This window comes from Cyclobacterium sp. 1_MG-2023 (assembly GCF_030546805.1).
GTDB lineage: Bacteria > Bacteroidota > Bacteroidia > Cytophagales > Cyclobacteriaceae > Cyclobacterium.
In genome coordinates this window covers 340,287-363,224 of sequence record NZ_JAUOPC010000006.1, presented here as the reverse complement: position 1 = coordinate 363,224, position 22,938 = coordinate 340,287, and the positions used below count along the sequence as shown (strand labels likewise).

16 protein-coding genes and 1 tRNA gene are annotated in these 22,938 nt (G+C 40.0%); 10 read left to right on the top strand and 7 right to left on the bottom strand.

Annotation, left to right across the window (positions count from 1 at the left end; translation table 11 throughout):
• Window positions 1–165 precede the first annotated feature (165 nt).
• Window positions 166–1,395, top strand: a complete 1,230-nt coding sequence (locus Q4534_RS12240; RefSeq protein ID WP_303613461.1) for a cation:proton antiporter — start codon at window positions 166–168, stop codon at window positions 1,393–1,395.
• A 169-nt stretch (window positions 1,396–1,564) separates the two neighbouring features.
• On the opposite strand, the gene Q4534_RS12235 is transcribed toward Q4534_RS12240, so the two are convergent.
• Window positions 1,565–2,785: a DSD1 family PLP-dependent enzyme gene (locus Q4534_RS12235; RefSeq protein ID WP_303613460.1), complete on the bottom strand. Its 1,221-nt coding sequence runs from the start codon at window positions 2,783–2,785 to the stop codon at window positions 1,565–1,567.
• A gap of 196 nt (window positions 2,786–2,981) precedes the next feature.
• Here Q4534_RS12235 and Q4534_RS12230 point away from each other — a divergent pair, with 196 nt between their 5' ends.
• The 6 genes from Q4534_RS12230 (at window position 2,982) to Q4534_RS12205 (ending at window position 7,832) form a co-directional block, all read left to right on the top strand.
• The gene (locus Q4534_RS12230; protein ID WP_303613459.1) at window positions 2,982–4,004 is read left to right on the top strand and encodes a zinc-binding dehydrogenase; all 1,023 of its coding nucleotides are present in this window, start codon (window positions 2,982–2,984) and stop codon (window positions 4,002–4,004) included.
• Between the two features lie 182 nt (window positions 4,005–4,186).
• Complete coding sequence (locus Q4534_RS12225) at window positions 4,187–4,573, top strand: VOC family protein (protein ID WP_303613458.1); 387 nt, start codon at window positions 4,187–4,189, stop codon at window positions 4,571–4,573.
• A 12-nt stretch (window positions 4,574–4,585) separates the two neighbouring features.
• Complete coding sequence (locus tag Q4534_RS12220; protein ID WP_303613457.1) at window positions 4,586–5,062, top strand: DUF4199 domain-containing protein; 477 nt, start codon at window positions 4,586–4,588, stop codon at window positions 5,060–5,062.
• Window positions 5,063–5,237: 175 nt separating this feature from the next.
• Entirely contained in the window at window positions 5,238–6,539 is a 1,302-nt protein-coding gene (locus Q4534_RS12215; protein ID WP_303613456.1) for a DUF2254 domain-containing protein, read from the top strand.
• Between the two features lie 132 nt (window positions 6,540–6,671).
• A complete protein-coding gene (locus Q4534_RS12210) occupies window positions 6,672–7,214 on the top strand; it encodes an outer membrane beta-barrel protein (protein WP_303613455.1) in 543 nt (180 codons plus the stop codon).
• 9 nt (window positions 7,215–7,223) lie between these two features.
• Window positions 7,224–7,832 carry a transporter gene (locus Q4534_RS12205; protein ID WP_303613454.1) on the top strand — a complete coding sequence of 203 codons (609 nt, stop codon included), beginning with the start codon at window positions 7,224–7,226 and terminating at the stop codon, window positions 7,830–7,832.
• Window positions 7,833–7,871: 39 nt separating this feature from the next.
• Here the strand turns inward: Q4534_RS12205 and Q4534_RS12200 are convergent, their stop codons facing one another.
• Together Q4534_RS12200 and Q4534_RS12195 are read right to left on the bottom strand one after the other, a co-directional pair.
• Entirely contained in the window at window positions 7,872–9,365 is a 1,494-nt protein-coding gene (locus tag Q4534_RS12200; protein ID WP_303613453.1) for a DUF1501 domain-containing protein, read from the bottom strand.
• 6 nt (window positions 9,366–9,371) lie between these two features.
• A complete protein-coding gene (locus tag Q4534_RS12195; protein ID WP_303613452.1) occupies window positions 9,372–12,578 on the bottom strand; it encodes a DUF1553 domain-containing protein in 3,207 nt (1,068 codons plus the stop codon).
• 611 nt (window positions 12,579–13,189) lie between these two features.
• Between Q4534_RS12195 and Q4534_RS12190 the strand changes: the two genes are divergently transcribed.
• Both Q4534_RS12190 and Q4534_RS12185 read left to right on the top strand, forming a co-directional pair.
• Window positions 13,190–16,315, top strand: coding sequence for a TonB-dependent receptor (locus Q4534_RS12190; RefSeq protein WP_303613451.1), 3,126 nt, complete (start codon window positions 13,190–13,192; stop codon window positions 16,313–16,315).
• Window positions 16,316–16,335: 20 nt separating this feature from the next.
• Complete coding sequence (locus Q4534_RS12185; RefSeq protein ID WP_303613450.1) at window positions 16,336–18,162, top strand: RagB/SusD family nutrient uptake outer membrane protein; 1,827 nt, start codon at window positions 16,336–16,338, stop codon at window positions 18,160–18,162.
• Window positions 18,163–18,500: 338 nt separating this feature from the next.
• Here the strand turns inward: Q4534_RS12185 and Q4534_RS12180 are convergent.
• A tRNA-Lys gene (locus Q4534_RS12180) sits at window positions 18,501–18,573 on the bottom strand.
• Window positions 18,574–18,684: 111 nt separating this feature from the next.
• Here Q4534_RS12180 and Q4534_RS12175 point away from each other — a divergent pair.
• A complete protein-coding gene (locus Q4534_RS12175; protein WP_303613449.1) occupies window positions 18,685–19,410 on the top strand; it encodes an SH3 domain-containing protein in 726 nt (241 codons plus the stop codon).
• Window positions 19,411–19,711: 301 nt separating this feature from the next.
• On the opposite strand, the gene Q4534_RS12170 is transcribed toward Q4534_RS12175, so the two are convergent.
• From Q4534_RS12170 to Q4534_RS12160, 3 genes are all read right to left on the bottom strand, one after another.
• Window positions 19,712–20,437 (bottom strand): hypothetical protein, encoded by a 726-nt coding sequence (locus Q4534_RS12170; protein WP_303613448.1) that lies wholly within the window; start codon window positions 20,435–20,437, stop codon window positions 19,712–19,714.
• A gap of 118 nt (window positions 20,438–20,555) precedes the next feature.
• Entirely contained in the window at window positions 20,556–21,116 is a 561-nt protein-coding gene (locus Q4534_RS12165) for a gluconate 2-dehydrogenase subunit 3 family protein (RefSeq protein ID WP_303613476.1), read from the bottom strand.
• Window positions 21,117–21,142: 26 nt separating this feature from the next.
• The gene (locus Q4534_RS12160) at window positions 21,143–22,822 is read right to left on the bottom strand and encodes a GMC oxidoreductase (RefSeq protein WP_303613447.1); all 1,680 of its coding nucleotides are present in this window, start codon (window positions 22,820–22,822) and stop codon (window positions 21,143–21,145) included.
• Window positions 22,823–22,938 lie beyond the last annotated feature (116 nt).

The window sequence follows — 22,938 nt, the reverse complement described above, 5'->3', positions numbered from 1 at the left end:
GAACCACTTGTAATTAATAAAAATTTAAGCTTTAATAAAAGGTAAACTTTTAACTTGACAGACTTTATTGTAAATTTATGTTTGGCATGCTTTAAATAAATGAGGAATAGAGGAGTTTGAATAAATATTAATGGAGAAAACCCCCTAAACCTAAACCACCTATCTATGACCCTACCCATAATTATTGTGCTTTGTGCTTTAATGCTCTTTGCATATTTTTTTGACATCACATCAGCAAGAACAAAAATCCCGCCAGTGATTTTGTTATTCGCTATGGGCTGGGCAGCAAATCAAGCCGCTGGCTTTTTTGATTTGGATATTCCGGATCTAACCACCGTATTGCCTTTTCTTGGCACCATCGGTTTGGTACTGATCGTATTAGAAGGTGCCCTTGAACTGGATTTTGATACTTCAAAGTTGTCTTTTGTAGGAAAAACAGTTTTGATTGCTATTATTCCAGTTATTATAATAAGTTTCAGCTTGGCCTACGCCATACAGTTTTTCACTGATGTGGCATTTAAATCTGCTTTACTCAACGCCATACCTTTCGCTATTATAAGTAGTGCTATTGCCATCCCTTCCGTACAAAACTTAAGAGCGGTAAACCGTGAATTTGTAACGTATGAAAGCAGCGTTTCTGATATTTTTGGGGTGCTCCTTTTTAATTTTTTATTGGAAAAGAAAATCATGAACGTCAAAACCCTAGGCCTATTCTTTGGGGAGATAGTCATGATTTTAATCGTTACTTTTTTTGCTACCATTATGCTGGCCTTTTTGTTAAGCCGCATCAAACATCCGGTAAAATTCGCTCCTATTATTTTAATGATTGTATTGATCTTTGCAGTCTCAGAACTTTACCATTTACCTGCTTTAATATTTATCCTTCTTTTTGGCTTGTTTATAGGTAACCTTAACCAGCTCAAACAAAGCGTTTTCGTAAAAAAACTACATACAAAAAGTTTTAAAAAAGAAATTAAAAAGTTTAAAGAGCTCACCATGGAGCTTACTTTCTTGATTCGGACCTTATTCTTTCTAGTGTTTGGATTCTTGATTGAAACCAATGAACTTATCAATACAGAAACCCTTATATGGTCTGTTTCAATCACTGCAGGTATTTTTCTGTTGAGGGCATTAATTTTAAAAATATTTAAAATTAACCTTTTGCCTTTGATGTTTATTTCTCCAAGAGGTTTGGTAACTATTCTATTGTATTTGAGTGTACCGCTAACCATGTCCATTCCCATAATCAATGACTCACTGATCATTCAGGTAATCATTTTTACTTCCCTTGCCATGATGCTTGGCATGTTGACCTCTAAACCAAAAAATGGCAAAGCGGAAGAAATCAAGGCTAAAGAAGCGGAGCCTCAAAATAAAAACCTGAGTAATGGCTAAACCATAGGTTTTTGGCCCATAGGAAACCTTTAATGGCTATTAAGGCATGACCTGTACTTTACTATTAAAGTTAAATACAAGCCATACCTAGATTAAGCTGCTCTCTATACTTTAACCCAAACGATTAAAGGTTTTACTAATATCATAAAGGCAAAACAATCCTTACAAATTACCGCGATTGACCCCTTCCTAAAATAGGCAAAATGCTTGCTACTTTTCCTTTTCGGATACCATATATACGATCATATAAATTCACTACGGGATCACAGTGAGGAACAATAACTTCCAAAATATCCCCGGTTTTATACGATTTATTGGAGCTTTCGAAGGTAACCGTTCCGTATTCATCCGAACCGGCATTATAATTAAAACCCGTTTCACCAATCACTATGCCACTGGGCTTATTAATGGTTAAAGCTTTGGCTCCTGAATCAGTTATTAGCCTGTTGGAATGATTGGTATTGATCACAGTTGCCAGGACTGTAAGTGCCGGATCAAAATCATCGTACAAACTTTCATTGCGCTCACTACCAATGGCCATGTATTGGGTATCCATAAACAAATAACTACCTACCTGAACATCTGTAAAACCAGGTACCTCACCCATCATATTATAGGTTCCTGTACCTGCTCCGCTAAAAATCTCCATATTCAAACCGGCTTTTTCCATCATGGCATAGGTCTCTGATACAGGACCAAAAGTTTGAATGGTTCTTTCTTTTCTCTTTTGGAACCCTTTTATATGCTGCGCTCCACCATCATAAGCCAAAATCCCCTTAAAAGTTAAATTTGGAAGTTGATCCACCAATTGGGCCAATTCAAGCGCTGGTAAACCGGTAGGTACACCCGATCTTCGGATCACATCCAAGTCGACCACCACGTCAGCGATAACTCCCGCCTCCTTGGCAGCATCCTGTAAGTCCCGGGCATTTTGCTTGTTGTCTACAGCCTGAATAAATCCATTATGCGCTTTACGCAATTGCATGGCCTTCCTGATTTTCGGCTTACTGATATTCACTCCGGTCATAAGCACCTGTGAAATGCCATTTTCAAGCATCACCTGCGATTCTGCTAGTTTAGCAGTACAAACACCCACCGCTCCGGCTTCCATTTGAAGTTTTGCAAGGGCAGGACATTTGTGTGTTTTGGTATGCGGCCTTACGCCAATACCTGTACCCTCGAGATTCTTATGCACCTTTTTGAGGTTTTCTTCCATAATGTCCAAATCCAAACACAAAGAAGGAGTCTCCAATTCCCATTTAGAAAGGCCTATCTCATCCTCCTTTTCCGGTCTATATGGGTTGGAAAATGCTTTCCCGGCCAATAAGGCAGCAGATCCTGCCATGCCTGTATACTGTAAAAATTTTCTACGGTTAAAATTATTTTTCATTTGTTAGTGGTTTTTGTAAAGGTTAAAAATATTCAATAAAACTTATTAATCAACAGTTTTTTCTCTCTTGTCCAACAGAAAAATTTACAGCCCACCATAATCCCTCCTTAATGGTCAAAGGCTATTTCTAACTCCTACAGTTCCCGTCATTTCAAGAAAACATTGTATATTGATGTTGACAAGATTTCTATGTGAAATGAAACAGGCAACAATTGTTGAATACGGACCTGCAAACAAGGCATTCCAAATTCAAGAAGCCCCTTCTCCTAATCCTCAGGAACATGAGGTGCAAATTGAGGTCGAAGGCTTTGGTTTGAATTATGCTGATGTGATGGCAAGAAACGGACTGTATAAAGAGGCTCCTGAACTTCCTTTTGTACCAGGATATGAAGTCGTAGGTAAAGTAAAAAAAGTTGGTGACCGAGTACCTTTACCTTTGAAAGGAAAGCGAGTGGTGGCATTTACTCGATTTGGTGGATATGCATCTGAGGCCTTGGCAGACTACAAAGCTTTGGGGATAATTTCGGATGAAATTTCAGGTGGAGAAGCCTGTGCATTGGCCACCCAGTATTGCACGGCATACTATATGAGCCATTACTTCCAACAAGTGCGTAAGGGGGAAATTGCCTTGATTCATGCCTGTGCCGGAGGAGTAGGTACTGCACTTACCCAGCTGTGTCAATTAAAGGGGGTAAAAGTAATTGGTCTATGCAGTTCCAATGAGAAAATGGACTACCTGAGAACTTTAAAGGTAGATTACCCCATCAATTATAAGGAGACAGATTATATGGATTGGATTATCAAAAATTTTGGTGATAGAGCCGTAGATCATGTATTCAATGCCGTAGCCGGAAAAAGTTTTAAAAAAGATTTAAAACTACTGACGTATGGAGGCAAACTCTTTTGTTTTGGTGGTGCCGCCAGAAGTGGCCAAAAGGATAACCTGATCAATGACCTTTCCTTTTTATTAAAAACCGGTTTTATAAGCCCACTTTTCATGATGATGAAGGCACAAGCAGTTATCGGGGTGAATATGTTGCGTTTTGCAGACCATAAGGTGGAAGTAATTGGCACTTGCTTAAAAGAACTTATCAAGCTGTATGAAAATAAAAAAATAGCTCCAGTAGTAGGTGGAAAATATGCTATAGAAAATTTAGCTGAGGCCCATACTTCTCTGGAATCAGGTAAAAGTATGGGTAAAATATATGTGCATTGGTAAGAGCTCTCCGACCGTCGGAAGCTTGAAGCGCCTATCATTTATTTCAGTATGCTCAGTGGGAGCTAATGGACTCTTTTATAGTCTTTAAAAATTTAGAATTCATGTAAAAAAGTCAAAGTCTTCGAACCAAAGATATTATTCACAATCACTTAGATTATCAACTTTAACCAAATAAACAACCTATGAACTCAAAAGTAAATCCCGTAAACTGGTTTGAAATCTATGTCGAGGATATGGACCGTGCAAAGAAATTTTATAGCCAAGTATTAGAGCAAGCCTTGGAAGACATGAAGGTACCTGAAGGAGCCGGAGACCTAAGAATGGTTTGCTTCCCCTATGTAGATGGAGGTATCAATGCTTCCGGTGCATTGGTGAAATCAAGTGAGATGAAGCCTGGAACCGGAGGTACACTGGTATATTTTTCTTGTGAAGACTGTGCGGTAGAACAAGGAAGAATAGCCGCTGCAGGTGGACAAGTAATTCAGCCTAAATTTCAAATTGGGGAACATGGCTATTGTGCTATAGGTATGGATACCGAAGGAAATACCTTTGGATTGTATTCAATGTAAAAAATATAAGCAATGAAAAAGTATCTCATTGAAATTAAGTGGGGATTAATCTTTGCCTTTATGGGCCTGATTTGGATGTTTATCGAACGCTCTGTAGGCTTGCATGATACCTACATTGCCCATCATGCGACTTATACAAATTTTATTGCCATCCCGGCAATTATCATCTATGTATTAGGCTTATTGGAAAAAAGAAAGGTTTACTATGCAGGCAAAATGACCTATTGGCAGGGAGTCAAAACAGGTTTGTTGATAACACTGGTAGTCACTATCCTCACCCCACTTACCCAATGGATTACACTTTCGATCATCACGCCTGACTATTTTGAAAATGTCATTGCCTATGCTGTAGATTCAGGTAAAATGACCAAACAAGAGGCCAGTGATTACTTTAATTTTAAAAGTTATATGATTCAAAGTATTCTAGGTGCACCAATTATGGGCATCGTTACTTCAGGAATGGTGGCTGCTTTTACCGTTAAGAGATAAGAGACTGGGAAATCCTTTTCCAGTTTATTTTCAAGAATTAAAGCGGAAATTTAGCAAAGGAATCTAAATCCACATAACCGAGCAATTAACTGTTCAGTGGCCCCCATAAAATTTATTTCTGTAGAATACTATGGCTTATTTGGTAACTTGGATTTAGTCACTTAAATGATTTATTATGAAGAAATTGCTTTTCTGGTGGTCTAAGCTCAAGTCTACATTTTGGTTTGTGCCTGTATGGATTATAATTTTAGGCATTGCTCTTCCCTTTTGGCTTGTTTATTTAGACAGCATACAGACGATTGATCCACAGGGTCCTTGGAAGTATTTATTTCCCGGCAGTCCGGATGCTGCCAAAAATATTCTTAGCACCATTGCCGGCGCCATGATTGGGGTAGCAGGCACAGTATTTTCGATTACCTTAGTGGCCCTTACATTGGCAAGTAATCAATTTGGCCCCAGATTGATCAAAAATTTCATGTATGACCGAATCAACCAAACAGTTTTAGGGACATACGTTTCTTTATTTATTTACTGTTTGATTGTATTAAACACGGTTAAGGATACTGATGAATTGGAGTTTATACCGATTATTTCGGTCTTTTTCGCCTTGGTGATGACCCTGGCAAACATTGTATTACTAATTGTTTTTATCCACCATGTGGCCAATAGCATACAGGCAGATAATATCATTGGTAAAATTTCAAAAAGCATTTCCCAGAACTTAAAAACGCTATTTCCGGAAGAAATAGGACAAGCTGCCGACTCCAATTTTGATTTGGAAAAAGTAAGATCCAACTTCTCTTATAAGCTACCCTTAAAAAGCAATAAAGAAGGCTATTTGCAGTATGTGGATGGGGAGCGCCTGATGGAAGAGGTTATGGAAAAAGACCTCTACTTAGAACTTCACTTTCGGCCTGGGGATTACGTTTTTCCCGGAAAAGAAATGGGAAAGCTTTATTCCCATAGCAAGCTTTCAGATGAGGAGATAAAACCAATCCAAAACAGCTTCCTAACCGGAAGAACCCGAACTTCTGAACAGGATGCGGAACATGCCATTCATCAAATGGTGGAAATCGCGGCCAGAGCCCTTTCTCCCGGCGTAAATGATCCTTATACAGCCATTGCTTGTATAGATAATTTAAGCAATACCATTGCTTATCTTACCACAGTAAAATTTCCCTCCCCTTATCGACTTGGAAAGAACAATAGGTTGAGGATTTATGCCAATGCACTGACCTTTGAAGGAATGATGGGTGCTGCCTTCAACGCCATCAGACAATATGCCAAAGGAAACCCACCTGTAATTATCCATTTGATGGCAGCCATGGCCACCCTTTCTGATTTTACACAAGACAAAAAACAGAAACAAATAATAAATAAACACGCAAAAATGATCCTGAATTTGGCCGAAATTTCCATTGAAGAGGAATCAGACCTTCAGGATTTACAGAAAAGATTTGATGCCATTCATCAATAGCTTGAAAAATAATTTTTTTCTACTAACCTATTAATGCAACAACCTATCTTATAGTTGGTTAAACATTTATGGGTCTTATAACGAATTGGAAGTCAACTAATAGTTGCATAATTTCCCTAATTTTGCAATGCTATGAAGAAATTTGTTATTGTTGTTTTTCTGAATTTGGTAGTATCAGTCACTTTTGCTCAGCAATATGATATGGGTATTTATGCCGGTGTATTTTCACCGACAAGTTTTGGAAACTACACTAAAGGAACACTTGGGCCCTCTTTCGGGATTAAGTTTGACTACCATTTCAACGATAAATTTGCCCTGTCTTCCAATTATATGTTTGGACGCTTCAATCATACTTCTGATAGAAATGGCTTAAAAATCCGGGAGAAAGCAAACCTTTTTTTCCTTACTTTTCAAAAAAAGTTTCCGTTAAAAAAAGGATGGTTGCTGGCAGTGGGCACAGGTATTGGGTACTACCTGGAGTACAGTAATGATGAAATAGATCCAATTACGCAAATCACTGAATTCTACAGGGATTTCACAATGCCTTTAGAATTAAATATCAATAAAAATATCGGGAAAAACCTTTATGGGGGCATTAAATCAGGCTTCTTTCTAACTCCTTTTTACGATATTGGATCATTTCATTTAGGACCGGAAATTCGGTACCGTTTTTAATATCAATTCATGAGCAAGCTTTTAACAATTGCAGGACTTTTGTTTTTTACGATGGGTGGGCTATCGGCCCAAAATTTAGACCTACATTTTAACCTTGGCCATTTTACTATTACTGATCAAAGGGCCATAGAATTACCAAGTGTTGGATTAAATGCAAACCTGGGCTTTTTTTATCAAGTAGATAATCACTGGTCCATGGGTGTTTCCCTTAATCGTTCTTGGAACAATTATTATCGAGAATCTATGGCTGGGACACCTGTAATGGGTATTCCATTACCTCTAAACGGAACACTCACTTCAGACCATTTTTCATTCATGGTAAATAGAAAGCTAGAACTTCCATTTTCTATTTTGCTAGAGGGAGGAGTTGGACTAGGTATGTATGTGGATCGGAATAATTACTATGAACCTGTATATTTCAATGAGGACAAACAGGAATACCGTGGTTTTTTTAATGTAGACGATTATACACAAGGCATCACTTTTCCTGCTCAATTTAGTTTGCGGAAAGAATTTTACAACAAATGGAGTATAGGCATTCAAGGGGCCGTTTATTATGATCAGTTTTTTAAAAGGAGAGGCAAGTATTTTGGCCCTAGGTTAGGGTTTTATCTTTAAGTTATAACAGATAAAAGGGTATCAGTGTTCTTTATTTTCTCAAGTAAAAAGTCCATTGACTACATTCCCGGCAACATCGGTAAGGCGGTACCTCCTGCCTTGATGTTTAAAAATTAGTTTTTCGTGATCGACTCCAAAAAGGTGCATAAGGCTGGCATGGAAATCATGCACATGTACCGGGTCTTTGGTGACATTGTATCCAAAATCATCCGTTTCACCATAAGTAAAGCCTGGTTTAACCCCTGCACCGGCCATCCACATGGTAAAACAGCGAGGGTGGTGGTCTCTCCCATAATTATCGGCCGTCAATGTCCCTTGACTGTATACGGTTCTACCAAACTCTCCACCCCAAACGACCAAGGTATCTTCCAGAAGCCCTCTTTGTTTAAGATCTTTGATAAGGGCAGCACTTGCCTGATCCGTTTTTGCACATTGATTTTTTATTCCATTGGGTAAGTTGCCATGCTGGTCCCATCCCTGATGGTAAAGCTGTACAAATTTTACATCCTTTTCTATTAGCTTCCTAGCCAAAAGACAATTGGCCGCATAGGTGCCGGGGTCTCTACTTGACTCACCGTACAAATCAAATACCCAATCAGGTTCATCAGACATATCCGATACCTCAGGAACTGAGGACTGCATACGGAAAGCCATTTCATACTGAGCAATTCTGGCATTGATCTCTGGGTCTCCATAAGTATCGTACTGGAGTCCATTTAAAGTTTTTAAGTAATCCAGCATTTCTTTACGGTCATTCCCATCATAATTTTCCGGATTGCCCAAGAAAAGAACAGGGTCTTTTCCGGACCTGAATTGAACCCCTTGATGCTGGGAAGGCAAAAACCCATTGCCCCAAAGCCTTGCATACAAGGGCTGATCCCTTACGGCATCCTTGGATACAAGGACAACAAAACCCGGCAAGTTTTGATTTTCAGAACCAAGACCATAGGATAACCAGGCGCCCATTGAGGGCCTTCCGGGCAACTGATGTCCGGTTTGCATAAATGTAATGGCCGGGTCATGGTTAATTTGTTCGGTGATCATGGATTTAATAAAACAAAGCTCATCGACCACTTCAGCCATATGTGGCATCAGTTCACTTACCCAAGTCCGACTCTTTCCATACTGCTGAAAATTAAAGCTGGATTGAGCTACCGGAAAAATACTTTGATTGGCACTCATACCAGTGAGGCGTTGGCTTCCACGGATGGATTCCGGAAGGTCTTGACCATGCCTATCACTTAGGCCCGGCTTATAATCAAAAAGGTCCAACTGTGAAGGTCCTCCACTTTGAAAAAGATAAATAATTCGCTTGGCTTTGGGCGCATGGTGCGGAAGGCCCGGCAAGCCTGAGCCGAGCATGGTATCCGTTCCTTTGGCCATAAGTCCATCACTGGAAAATAGGGAAGCCAAAGCCAAGCCTCCCATTCCCATGGCTGTTTTGGTGAGAAAATGCCTGCGGTCTATCTTTTTCTCCAGCTCATGAAGCTCCGGATAAGCTTGAAACTGATGTTTTTTATGGTGGTTGCACATAGTCAATTATCTTTTGGTGATGGTAGCGTCAGCGTTGAGTATGGCACTCGCTACCACAGTATTGGCCGCCCATTCATATTGGTCCGGGCTTTTTTGCACGGGATAAGCTCCGGTATTGAGCCATCCGTCCATTTTCTCGGGAGATTTTTTAAACTTTTCTAGTTCTGCTTCCTTTAAATTTAATAAAACTGCCAGTTCTGCATCTTTAGGAAACCTACCCGTCAGCTTTCGAAAAGCATTTTGAATGGCCTTACCGGTGTCCTGTTCTGAAGCTATCTGCATGCCCATCACTTTTGCTATTTCCACATAAATGGGATCATTCATTAGCACCAAGGCTTGAAGGGGTGTGTTGGTTTCCTGTCTTTTAATGGTCGCTTCTGATCTTTCCGGCGCATCAAATATATGCAAGGTGGGATTAGGCACAGAACGTTTCCATAAGGTATATAAACTTCTCCTGAACAGGTTTTCGCCGGTGTCCTCTACATATTGACCACCATTTACAGACCATAGTCCCTCAGGTTGATAAGGTTTGACACTTGGGCCTCCAATCTTTTTTCCCAGCATACTGCTGGCAAAAAGCGCATTGTCTCTGATCATTTCACCTGCCATTCTCCCGGAAGGGCCCCGAGCCAGCCATGTGTTGTCAGGGTCCTTTTCCTGTAAATCTTTTCCGGCCAAAGAAGACTGTCTATAAGTGGCAGACAACAATATCATTTTCTGTATTTTTTTTACATCCCAGCCGGAGCTTCTAAAAGTTACCGCCAACCAATCCAATAATTCCGGATGACTGGGCATTTCTCCTTGGTTCCCAAAATCTGAAGAAGTAGCAACCAAACCTTTACCAAAAAATTGCTGCCAAAGGCGGTTTACTGCCACTCTTGCTGTCAGCGGATGTTTTGGATCTACCAACCACCGGGCCAGGCCTAGCCGGTTTTTTGGATAATTTTCCGGCATGGGCAGAATGGACTCCGGTGTGCCGGCTTCAACTTCCTCACCATGTGCCGCATATTCTCCCCGCTCCAAAATATAAGTGGGTCTCGGGGGATTCATGTCCTCCATTACCATTACTTCTTGTATAGGTTCCACCTCGGCAGTATGTTCGCTTCGGGCTTTTTCTAATACCTTCAATTGTTCCTGATACCTTTTTGATACATTATGCCAGTAGAAAGTCTCCAAGATTTTTCTCTCAACTGTACTTAATTCGGAAACCTTTTTATTGATCAGCTGAGCAAATTCTTTAGGTTGTAACCATTCAAGAATTTCCAAAGCTGTCAATTCCTTGTTGAATATTTGGAGCTCATCCACTGCCGCACCTTTTAGCCCTCTTCCTCTCCAAACAGCTCCTACCTGAATCCCCGGTTGGTCATTACCTGCAAAAAGTATGTCTTTGTACAGGTTGTCTCTGGACACTTCGCTTTCCATCAGTACACCATTGGCATAGGTTTTAATTCCCTTGGCCTTGGATGAGCCATCATAAGTCATTAATAAATGGACCCACTGATCTCTAGGAACGTCCTCAATTGTCAGGTTACTTATGACATTGTATGGAGCCGTATGGGCAAGAATCATTTCCAATTTATTGTCCTTCAAATACAAGTGATAACCACGCCTATTGAACAATACCGCTCCATTTCCGGTATGGAAAATCACTCCATTTTCTAAGTCCGACGGGATGTTCACCCATATGCCTACACTGAAAGGTTGATCCTTAGAAAAACTACCTACGCCTCCCATCTTCAACCAAGAATCACCATTTAAAGAAGCTGCCTTACCTATATATCCTTCCACCAATTCGGGCTGTTTGCTTTTTTCTCCCGTACTTTCCATAATACCTCTAACAGAAGGATTTATCTTGTCTTGCAAAGGGGTTTTATCAAAATCAAAATGCGCGATTAGTGATTTTGATGGATTGTAAAAGCGGGAATTTTTGTAGGATTCATTATTGATCCAAGATTTAAAATTGTCCTGTTCATTATTTTTTATGTTGGCCAAGATCTTTTCCGCTTGGTTTATATCGGCCTCTAACATCTTAAGCAGATTGTCTTTTTCTTCATCCGTCCAAAGCATCGTGGGTACAGGCATTGCATCGTCCCAGGAAATCTGTCCTGCTTCATCTACTTGATTGAAGAAACTACTTAGCTGGAAGTATTCTTTCTGGCTAATGGGGTCAAACTTATGGTCATGACACCTCGCACATTCCAGACTTAGGGCCATAAAAGCTTTGCCCAGTGTATTGGTCCTGTCTGCAACATATTCTACCCTAAATTCCTCCTGAACAATCCCTCCTTCCATGTTTTGGGGATGAATGCGATTAAAGGCAGTGGCCAGCTTTTGATTTTTCGTAGCTTTTGGCAGTTGATCACCGGCCAATTGCTCAGTGATAAACTGATCATAGGACATATTCTGATTGTAAGCCTCTATTACCCAATCGCGCCATGGTGACATGTCTCTAATCCTATCTACGGTATATCCATGCGTATCGGCAAACCTTGCAAGATCCATCCAATACAAGGCCATCTGCTCTCCATAATGGGCTGAGTTTAGCAATCGATCAACTTGCTTTTCATAGGCGTTTTCCGAACTGTCAGCCAGAAAGGCATCCAATTCTTCCAAACTTGGGGGTAGCCCGGTTACATCCAAGCTTAATCTTCTCAAAAGTAATTCTTTGGTGGCAGGGGGGCTAGGTTGAAAACCATGTTCAAAAAGTTGCCTACCTATGAAAAGGTCAATGGGTTTTTTGGACCAATTTTGGATTTTAGCCGCCGGAATATCCGGTAATTCCGGCGTAATGAATGCCCAGTGGGGGCGGTATTCGGCCCCGGATTGGATCCATTTTATTAGGATTGCTTTTTGCCTGTTGGTTAAAGTCAGGTGAGACTCAGGGGTAGGCATTTGGAAATTGGGGTCTTCTGATATGATCCGGTGAAAAACTTCACTTTCCTTCAACTTCCCCGGGCTAATGGGAATTTTACCACTTTCCTTTGTGGCCGCATAAGCTGCATCCGGAAGGTCAAGCCTCATACCGGCTTCTCTGGCAGCCTCATCGGGACCATGACATGAAAAGCAATTGTCCGATAAAATGGGTTTCACATGGATATTAAAATCCACTTGCTCCGGAAGGTCTTCCATTGCCTCAGCTATTGGTTCCGGTAAATTGGGCTTACAGGAGAATGCCATCATTACCAGAAATAAATGTATCCATCTAATCGACATCGTATTCCTTGGGTCAATTATTAAGTGTAAAAATAAATTTAACCGAAATTTAATCCAATTCCCATATTTTTTGAAGATATCATCGAATGCGTCAATTAAAAATTAGGCCAAATCCACTAAATATAGGAGCTACCCTAATCATCAGATTTAAAAGTGCCTTCCACTTAATTAGCTAGATAAAAAAGGACAGAGGAAAGCTGTTGGTAGATAAATGAAGGCCAGGCCTTAAAATATATAAGTCAAACTATAACTGAAATCCACCCTTTTAAGCAACTTAAATCAAACTAAAAAACACTTAAAATGGATGGAAATACAGGAAAACACTTAAAATAAAATGTTACTTATATTAAAATACATATAATATTATCACAGTGTATAAAATAAAAGTATTCCATTAAAATATGTTATTTTTTTAAATTTAAAATTATATTGGGATTAATTGGTTTGTCCAATAACCAAGGGACACCTGTTGACTTCTGCTTACCACAATCAATAGAGACAGACAGGAAGGTTGTATTTGGAGAGACAGCTCTCCAAACGGTGGGGTTATGAATATGCTAAACCCTTTCTAACAGAAATAAAATAAATAATAAACCCAAAAAACCCAAAGTATGAAAAAAGCACTTTCCCAATCGCTTTTCAGGATCATCACCTATTCCTTTATTGGCATTTTAGGACAAATTTTGATGGTTAGCAGTTCGTTTGCAAATGGAGAATTCATAAATGTCTCAGGTACAGTCACCTCATCTAACGGAGAGCAAATTCCCGGCGTCAGCATATTAGTCAAGGGCACAGCCATAGGCACAGTCACGGACCTTGATGGCACCTATTCGCTTAATGTTCCGAATGAAGGTGATATACTTGTTTTTTCCTCCATTGGATACCTTACACAGGAAGTACCCTTGAATGGCAGGGCTGTGATTGACATTATAATGGAAGAAGATATCCAAGGCCTAGAAGAGGTAGTAGTGGTGGGATATGGAACTCAGAAAAAAGTCAATGTAATCGGTTCTGTGACAACCATAGGTAAGGAAGAATTAAGTGCTGCTCCAGTCTCCACAATTTCTAATGCCTTAGCAGGACGTCTACCGGGAGCTATTGTTCAACAAACGAGTGGTGAACCGGGGAATGACCAAGCTTCTATTTTGGTCAGAGGAAGTTCCACCTTGGGTAATAACAGTCCTTTAGTTGTTATTGACGGAATACCCGGACGGGACTTGAATTCGGTTCCAGCTAATAATATTGAAAGTATCACCGTACTTAAAGATGCATCAGCTGCTATTTATGGTTCCAGGGCTGCCAACGGTGTTATCCTTGTTACTACCAAAGGCGGGTTAAAGAATACTCCTGCCACCTTCAGGTATGAATTTTACGAAGGGTTTCTATCACCTACCATGGTTCCTGAAATGGCAGACGCCCCCACTTATGCACAGATGATCCGAGAAATGCAATCTTACAGGGGAGTGGACGAAGCGAACATGTCTTTTTCTTTAGAGGATATTGAAAAATACAAAGCAGGAAATTTGCCCTGGACACATCCCAATACGGATTGGTTTGGTGCAGGACTAGCTGATTACAGCAGAAACCGCAGCCATAATTTCTCTGTTAGTGGTGGTGGTGAATCTGTTAATTACTATGCAGCTTTAGGCACGCAATATGATGGAGGCATTTATTCCAACTCTGCAAGTTCTTTTAATCGGTATAATCTAACGACAAATGTAGACGTAAAAGTCAACGAATATTTAGATGTAGGTATTAATATTATTGCATCTCAAGAAAAAAGGATGTTCCCTACCAGAGGTTCAGGAACAGTGTTTGCCCATTTGATTAGAGGCTATCCTACAGAAACAGCAACTTGGCCCAACGGCTTACCAGGACCTGATGTAGAACGAGGAGACCAGCCCCTTGTGATCTCATCATTTGAACCGGGGTATGATGATGACAGACGATACCGAAGCAACAATACGCTTTCTGCCAATTTCAAAATTCCCGGAGTCGAAGGTTTGACACTCTCCAGTTATTATGCTTATGATATTTACTTCAAGCAAAGAAAATTGTTCGAAAGGCCTTTTAACCTTTATCACTTGGACGTGGGAGGGTATTTGGCTGCAGGGAATACCGGTAGTGAAGATGGATCGGCATTTCTAACCGGAATTCCCAGTGGTCAGGCACCAGAACCAAGACTTAGAGATTTCTTTGACAATACCATTACCAATACTTTTAATTTAAAATTGAACTATGACAAAACCCTTAATGAGGTTCACAATATCAGCACTTTTATTTCCTACGAAAATTCTGAATATTCAGGTCAGGGAATTGAGGCATTCAGAAGATATTTTGTTTCCGATGAGCTGCCCTACTTATTCGCCGGAGGAAATGCGGAAAAAGATAACGGTGGATGGATTGATATAGATGCTAGGGTAAACTATTTTGGTAGGTTTAGTTATAATTTTAAGGAAACTTATTTATTCCAGTTTAGTTTCCGAAGAGACGGTTCCCTTAGGTTCTCAGAAGAAAGTGGCCGTTGGGGGAATTTCCCGGGGGTGCTTGCAGGTTGGAATGCTTCCAATGAAGATTTTTGGAAAGACAATATCGGCTTTATTGATTTTTTCAAAATCAAAGCATCTTGGGGTAAGATGGGGAACGATCTGGTAAATCCATTCCAATACCTCACAAGTTATGAGTTTGACCAAGGCACCGTATTCGGGTCAGGTAGGAATTATAACACTGGTCTAAACCTAACCGGAACACCAAACCCTTTTATTACTTGGGAAGTGGCCAATGTATACAATGCAGGATTTGAGTCAAATTTCTTAGACGGAAGGTTGAGTTTAGATACCGAATTTTTTTATGAAAGAAGAAACAACATTCTTGTTCAAAGGAGTGCTTCAGTTCCCAACTACACCGGCATCTCCTTACCGGATGAAAATTTTGGCATCGTAGACAACAAGGGGTTTGAAGTTATTCTGGGATACAACGACCAAAAACCAAAGTTCTCCTATGGAATAAATGGGAACCTTGCCTTTGCCCGTAACAGTGTAATTGAATTTGACGAACCGGAACGAAATGTTCCCTGGCAGGTTCAGACTGGTCATCCTCAAGGATCTGCCTTGCTTTATCGATCAATAGGTATTTTCAGGGATGAAGAGCATGTGAACTCTTTACCTCATGTACCTGGTGCACGTCCCGGTGACATTATCATCGAAGACTATGATGGCAATGGCATCATTAATAACGACGACAGAACCTTGTATGACAGGACAACCAATCCACAAATCACCTATGGTCTTTCTTTTAATGTTAAGTATGAAAATTGGGAATTAAGAGGACTGGTGCAAGGTGCAGGAAGAGCAATGAGATTAATGTACACGTCATTACAAGGTAGTTCAGGCAATTATTTTCAATATGACGCAGAAGGTAGATGGACTCCCGATAATATTGATGCGGATAAGCCCAGAGCATTTGAAAGAGAAGAGGAATATTGGCGGTTAAATTTTAGGACAGACTATTCCTATCACAATACGTCTTATGCTCGCTTAAAGAATCTCCAGCTTTCCTACACTATTCCCACCCATCTCTTAGAAGCAATTCAAGTTTCCACTGCGAGAGTATTTGTTACAGGTCAAAACTTATTCCTGATCCATACCGGAACTGATATTATGGACCCTGAACTTGGAAATCTTAATAACTATCCAATCATGAGAGTCCTTTCATTTGGTACAAGTGTTTCTTTCTAATTAGATATAAAACAATCGTCATGAAAAAATATATAAATATTAAAATTTTATCAGTTTTTCTACTTTTGATGTCTTCCTGTGTAGATGAAGTTTTGGATAAAGCCCCATTAGACAGATATTCTGAGGAGCTGGTTTGGTCGGACATCAACCTTGCCAATAGCTATTTGAATACTGCCTATCGTAATATTTCAAGTGGGTTTAACACCAATTTAAACCTCGCCGGGGTATCTGACCATACCTTTTTTATCCATATCTATGGAACAGATGTTTATGTTCAGGGGAACATAACTCCTTCTAACATGGGGCCTTTCAATCATGCTCGGTTCAGGTTTCTCAATTGGCAGCTATTTGACAATATTCAAATCATCAATACCTTCCTTGCAAATATTGATCAGGTAGTAGAAAACACGCAAGAAAATGAACGAGAAGCAGCACAAATAAAAGCTGAAATATTGAAAGGAGAAGCCTTATTCCTCAGGGCCTTTTCCTATGCTCAGATGGCCCGTACTTTTGGCGGCCTTCCTATATTAACAGAACCTTTCGGGATAGGAGATGATTATTTAGGAACACCAAGGGGATCTTTTGAAGAAACGGTCAATTTTATAGTGCAGGATTGTGACAATGCGGCGAACCTTCTTTTACCAAAGAATGAAATGGAAATGGGAAGGGCAACCAAAGGGGCGGCATTGGCGCTCAAGTCACGTATCTTGCTGTTTGCAGCCAGTGACCTTACCGCTGATGGTACAGCTGAAAATAAATATGTAGGTTACGAAAACCCGGATAGAGCAGCACTTTGGTTGGCAGCAAAAAATGCAGCAAAAGAGGTGATTGAAATGAACACCTATTCCCTTGCTGATTTTGGAGCCCCGGATAAAGAGGCAGTGGCTAACAATTATTATGATTTCTTCAGACAAAAGGATCTTTCCAGCAATGAGGTGATTTGGGGTAAAATGTTTGTAGCTGATGTTGGGGAACGGCATAGAAATAACTTATGGCAGGGCCCCAATGGATTATCAAACTATGGAAGCAATAATCCTACTCAAGATCTAGTAGATACTTACCAGATGGAAGATGGATCTAGCTTTTCAGATCATTTCACGCTAGATGAAAATAGTTATTATCAGAACATTTCAGATAAGTACACAAACGAAAACCCATACTATCACCGTGAACCGAGGTTCTATGGTTCTATATTATATGATAGTGCAAATTGGCAACCACGATTTTCTGACCTGCAAGAAAGAGATCCTCTGGGTATTTATGACAGACGAACCCGTATTACTATACAAGGAGGCAATGAGGTAAGCAGCCTTGTAGGCATTGATACCCGGCAGGGACCTGTACATTCATGGAATGCCGGCTACACAGGCTATTTGATGAAGAAGATGATGGACCATGAAGTTATTGGCAAAGACCAATACAATGAAAATGTCTGGATATGGCTTAGATACGCTGAGATAATTTTAAACTATGCTGAAGCTAGCTTAGAGCTAGGCGAAACCGAAGAGGCAGCAACATATATCAATATGATCAGAAACCGGGCCGGTATGCCTGATTTTACCGGAGATATTGAAGAGGCACTTCGGTATGAAAGAGAAATTGAATTTACTTTTGAAAATATCCGGTGGTTTGACATCAGGAGATGGAAGATTCTTGAAGAAAAACTTGATGATGCCAAAGGAATTGAGATTGTGGAAACCAGTAACCTAGATGATGGAACAGTAAACACCATCTGGAGACGATTAACGGTTCAGGATCGTACGGTTGACAAAAAAATGTACTGGATACCCATTCCAAATGATGAAATGAATAAAGCACCTCATTTGGTACAGAATCCCGGTTATTAATGATAGGGCAAAGTAATAGAAAAAGTGAAAAAGAAAATGAACCAAATAGTTTTACATTTCTATTGGCATCTGAATACATTTTGGTGACCTTTTACAGTCATTGAGTTTAAAGTGAGCTGAAGGATAGTTTCTGATATGATGATTGATATGATTCGTGTTCATCAGATCGGAGTTTTACTTCCAACTTCCTTCTGATTCCACTATTCAGTGCACACCTTTGGATTCAGCCAATGGTTGGCGATCACAAACTCCCATAGCGGGCCATTACCTGGTTAATTACCATGTACGGTACAAAACAAAAAAACCTGTTCAATTGAACAGGTTTTTTTGTTTTGATGTGATCCCGCTGGGGTTCGAACCCAGGACCCTAACATTAAAAGTGTTATGCTCTACCAGCTGAGCTACAGAATCATTATTCCAATTATTTGACTCCTTTTTTCAAGGTTTAATATCAAAAGATTCCTTGGTTTTTCGCCTTAGTTTCCCGTAATTGGACTGCAAATTTAAAGGACTATATTGAAAATGCCAAATCTTAGATGGATCTTTCTTGTTTTTTTATCAGCTTTCTCACTGGGTTACCCGCATCAGGCTGATAGTCAGGTCGAGGGAAAAACAAGTCTTTCGACTGCCGATAGCTTATTTTCAGAAAAAAAATACAAAGAGGCCTTAGAAGTCTATGAAAACATTCTTTATCAAGAAAATGCTTACTCTCCGGCCATGCTAATAAAGATGGGCTTTATCTCTGAAGGTTTGGGGGATTATGGTAAAGCATCTCTTTACCTTTCCAAGTATTATGATTATAACCCAAATCCTGAAGTCATTGATAAAATCAAATCTTTGACCGGACAGGCGTCCCTAGAGGGATATCAAATTTCTGATCAAGACAGGTTTCTTAGGCTATTATTGGATTATAAGACCATCATTACCGGAACTGCTGCTTTGTTAATGTTGGTATTTTTAATCCTGGTATTTGTCTTCCCCGCCAAACGAACGGTTTTCTATTACCCAGCGATGCTATTTTTAATCATCACATTTGTTTCTAACAATTTTTTAAACAAACCTGATACAGGCATTATAACAGGTGGACCGGTGCTTATCATGGACAGCCCGTCTTCCGCAGGAAACTTGATCAGAAGAGTGGAAGCAGGACATCGCGTCACCATTTCAGCCAGTAAAGACATGTGGTATGAAATTGAGTGGGGAAACAATACGGCCTATGTTCGCAAAGCAGACATTTCAAAAATCTAATCACATCTTCTACTCGGTAGATTATACGAGGAGAGTTAAGTTCCTACAGTTTTGCCCCAAAAGGAATTTTATACCTTGAGTAAAAGTTTAATCCGGATAATGAAATAGGATTCGAACTAAAATTTCAATCGCAAGAATATTTGGCTAATTTCCCGCAAATTAGAATGCCTATTTCGGTTTAATATAGGCAAATATTTAAAAATCCTGATGCTGGGCCAAACTTCTATTAAGATGGATCGTTAGACGCAGTTTGAATTTGAAAGAGTAGCATACCCTTGTTCATTATATGCCAAAACCTTTGTTATAAGGAATCAAGAGATTGATCCTTCTCCTCTATTTCTTCATCCATATCAGGATCTACCATACTCAGAATTTCGCCCGGAGATAGGTATAGTGCCTCAATTTTTTGCTTATAAGCCAAAGGAATTTGATCGTGATTTAACACAAAGTTTTTGGTGGCAATAATTTTCTCACCAAGGCCATGGGCTACAGCATAACTGTCGGCAGCTATTTCTGCTTTAGTGATGAACGCATTAGAAAGGTAATATTTCATACCAAAACCTAGAAGGTTCAATGAACTCCTATTTAAATAATCCTGAATATGCCCCAATTCATGACCAATCCAACCTAAGAAAACATCCTTTGGCAGTTCTTCAATTGGAATTGGATTGTCTTCTAAAAAAAGATACCTGGATATTTTTATTTTATAGGAACGATTGTCTTTGGAATGCTTAAATAAAGAGCCGACTTTCGGCTGGGCCTGCATTACAGATCCACTGATTTTTTTCTTAAACTGAAAATCAATTTTGGTATTGATTAAATCCGGAAAATAAGACAAGGCTTCTAAAGTCAGCTCCCGTATTTCACTGGGAATGTTCTTATTAGTCGCAAATTTTTCAAATTCTCCGTTTGAATCCTGTGAAAGTTCAGTTACTGTAAGCATCTCTTTTTTGTCATATCTATCACTAGAATTGTAGATGGACATGAGGTTTAAAGAAATTATAATATTCAATATTAAATATGTCATGTTTTACACCTTATTTATCATTGTATAATACACAATATCATGTAGCATTCCAAAATTTTAGGCATAAAAAAATCCCGCCTACTTAGGCGGGATTTACAATTTTATCACTGAATGGCTATCAAATAGCCCACGCTCTGTCTCCTTTTTTATAATCAATACAAGGTTCATACCTACCGGGTGTCTCTACGAACCTTAACGCTTGAGTAGCTCCAATCTCAGAGGTAAAATAACCCAAAAGTGTCAGGTCTTTGATCATGAGAATATATTTGTCCTCTTTATTATCTTCAGCATCGGGGTTCATGGCTTTTTTATTCACCTGATTCAGAAAGTCAGTTCTTTCTTCTACAGAAGCATCCATAAAGTCCTTTTCGGTGCCGGCTTTAAAATCGTGTTTCAACTTATTAAGACCATTGATAAAGGATTTCTGTTGTTCTTCAGTATAAGTAGATTTCACCATCATGGCCATAAATGAACCTATCCCTGCAGCCTTGGCTCCCGGGGTATCTGTGGTTGGAATAATGGCCTCCCCGATTTCATCCATATAAGCCAATTCCTCTTCGGAAAAATCCAGGCCTTCAATTTGTTTATCGGGAGCACAGCCTGTCAATATCACATTGGCTCCTACCATGGTCCCTCCCATCATCAGTACCACGCTTTTAAGTGCTTCTCTTCTATTCATAAAATTCATAACGCTTCAATTTGGGTTTACAGGTTACCTTTTTTCAATTCTTCCACAGCAAAACTAGCTGCTCTTGCGGTCATGGCCATGTATGTCAGTGAAGGGTTTTGGGCTGCTGCAGAAACCATAGCTGCCCCGTCCGTTACAAAAACATTTTTGGCATCCCACACCTGGTTATTGCCATTTAAAACAGAAGTTTTAGGGTCTCTTCCCATCCTTGCTGTACCCATCTCGTGTATACCTTGTCCAAAAGTATACCCGGTATCATAGGTAGTAACATTTTTAACGCCCGCTGCTTCTAGCATTTCTGCAGCATCGTTTTTCATGTCTACTCTCATTTTTTTCTCATTTTCATGGATTTCAGCATCCATTTCCAGAACAGGTATGCCCCACTTATCAGTAACCGTCTTGCTAAGCTTTATGGTGTTGCTGTGGTAAGGAAGGATCTCACCAAATGCTGTCATGCCTATGGTCCAATCTCCCGGCTCGGTAAGCTCCGCTTTCAAAGGTGCCCCAAAATCCAATTCAGCAACTGTTCTGCTCCATCCTTGTCTACTTGCTCCTCCTTGGTATCCAAAGCCTCTCACATAATCCCTGCTTTCGTTTCCTAGGTTTCTATATCTAGGGACATAAAATCCTCCTGGCCTTCTTCCAAAATAATATTTGTCATCGAAGCCTTCGACTACACCTCTTGCTCCTAACCTGAAGTGATGATCCATTACATTGTGTCCAAGCTCTCCCGAACTACTCCCCAATCCTTCAGGCCATATATCTGTGGCAGAACGCATTAAGATAGCTGAGGAATTGAAAGCTGAAGCACATAAAAATACAATTTTGGAATTGAATTCGTAAGTTTCATTGGTTTCTCCATCGAGAACTTCTACTCCAGTGGCTCGCTTGTTATCTTTGTCATAAAGCACTTTGGTCACGATGGACCAAGGCCTTAAGGTAAGATTTCCTGTGGCATCTGCTGCAGGTAGTGTAGAAGATTGGGTACTAAAATAGCCACCATAAGGGCAACCTAGAGAACATTTATTTCTGTATTGACAGCCCGGTCTTCCCGGAAGCGGCTGACTAATATTGGCTGTTCTTGCATTGGTCATTACCCTTGCTCCCTTAAAATGGTCTTTGACCCTTTCTGCCACAGTCTTTTCAACGCAGTTCAATGGCATGGCAGGCATAAATTCACCATCAGGAAGAATATCCAATCCATCCTTATTTCCGGAGATACCGGCAAATTTCTCTACATAACTGTACCAAGGGGCCAAGTCTTTGTACCTGATGGGCCAATCTACAGCAATCCCTTGTTTGGCATTTGCCTCAAAATCTGTATCTGACCATCTGTAACTTTGTCTCCCCCATAGCAAGGAGCGACCTCCAACTTGATAACCTCTAAACCATGTAAATGGCTTTTTTTCTACATATGGAGAATCATCCTCATGCGCCCACCAGTCAAGGTTTAACTCATTCAGGACATAGTCCCTTCTAAGGTTTGGGTGGTTCTCCAACATCTCAATTGTTCGCCTACCTCTATGAGGCACTTCCCATGGTGCCTTGGTAGCGTTTTTATAATCTTTTACGTGCTCCACGTTCGGACCTCTTTCCAGTAGAAGTACTTTTAATCCCTTCTCTGTTAGTTCCTTTGCCGCCCATCCGCCGCTGATCCCTGATCCAACGACAATAGCGTCATAACTTTGATTAGCCATATGCTTCAATTGTTTATTTTAGGTATTGCAATACTATTGATATTTATAAAGAAATGGTATGATTTTTCCATTTACCTGAATCCAACAGTTACTATTTATAAATGCTCTAAATTAGT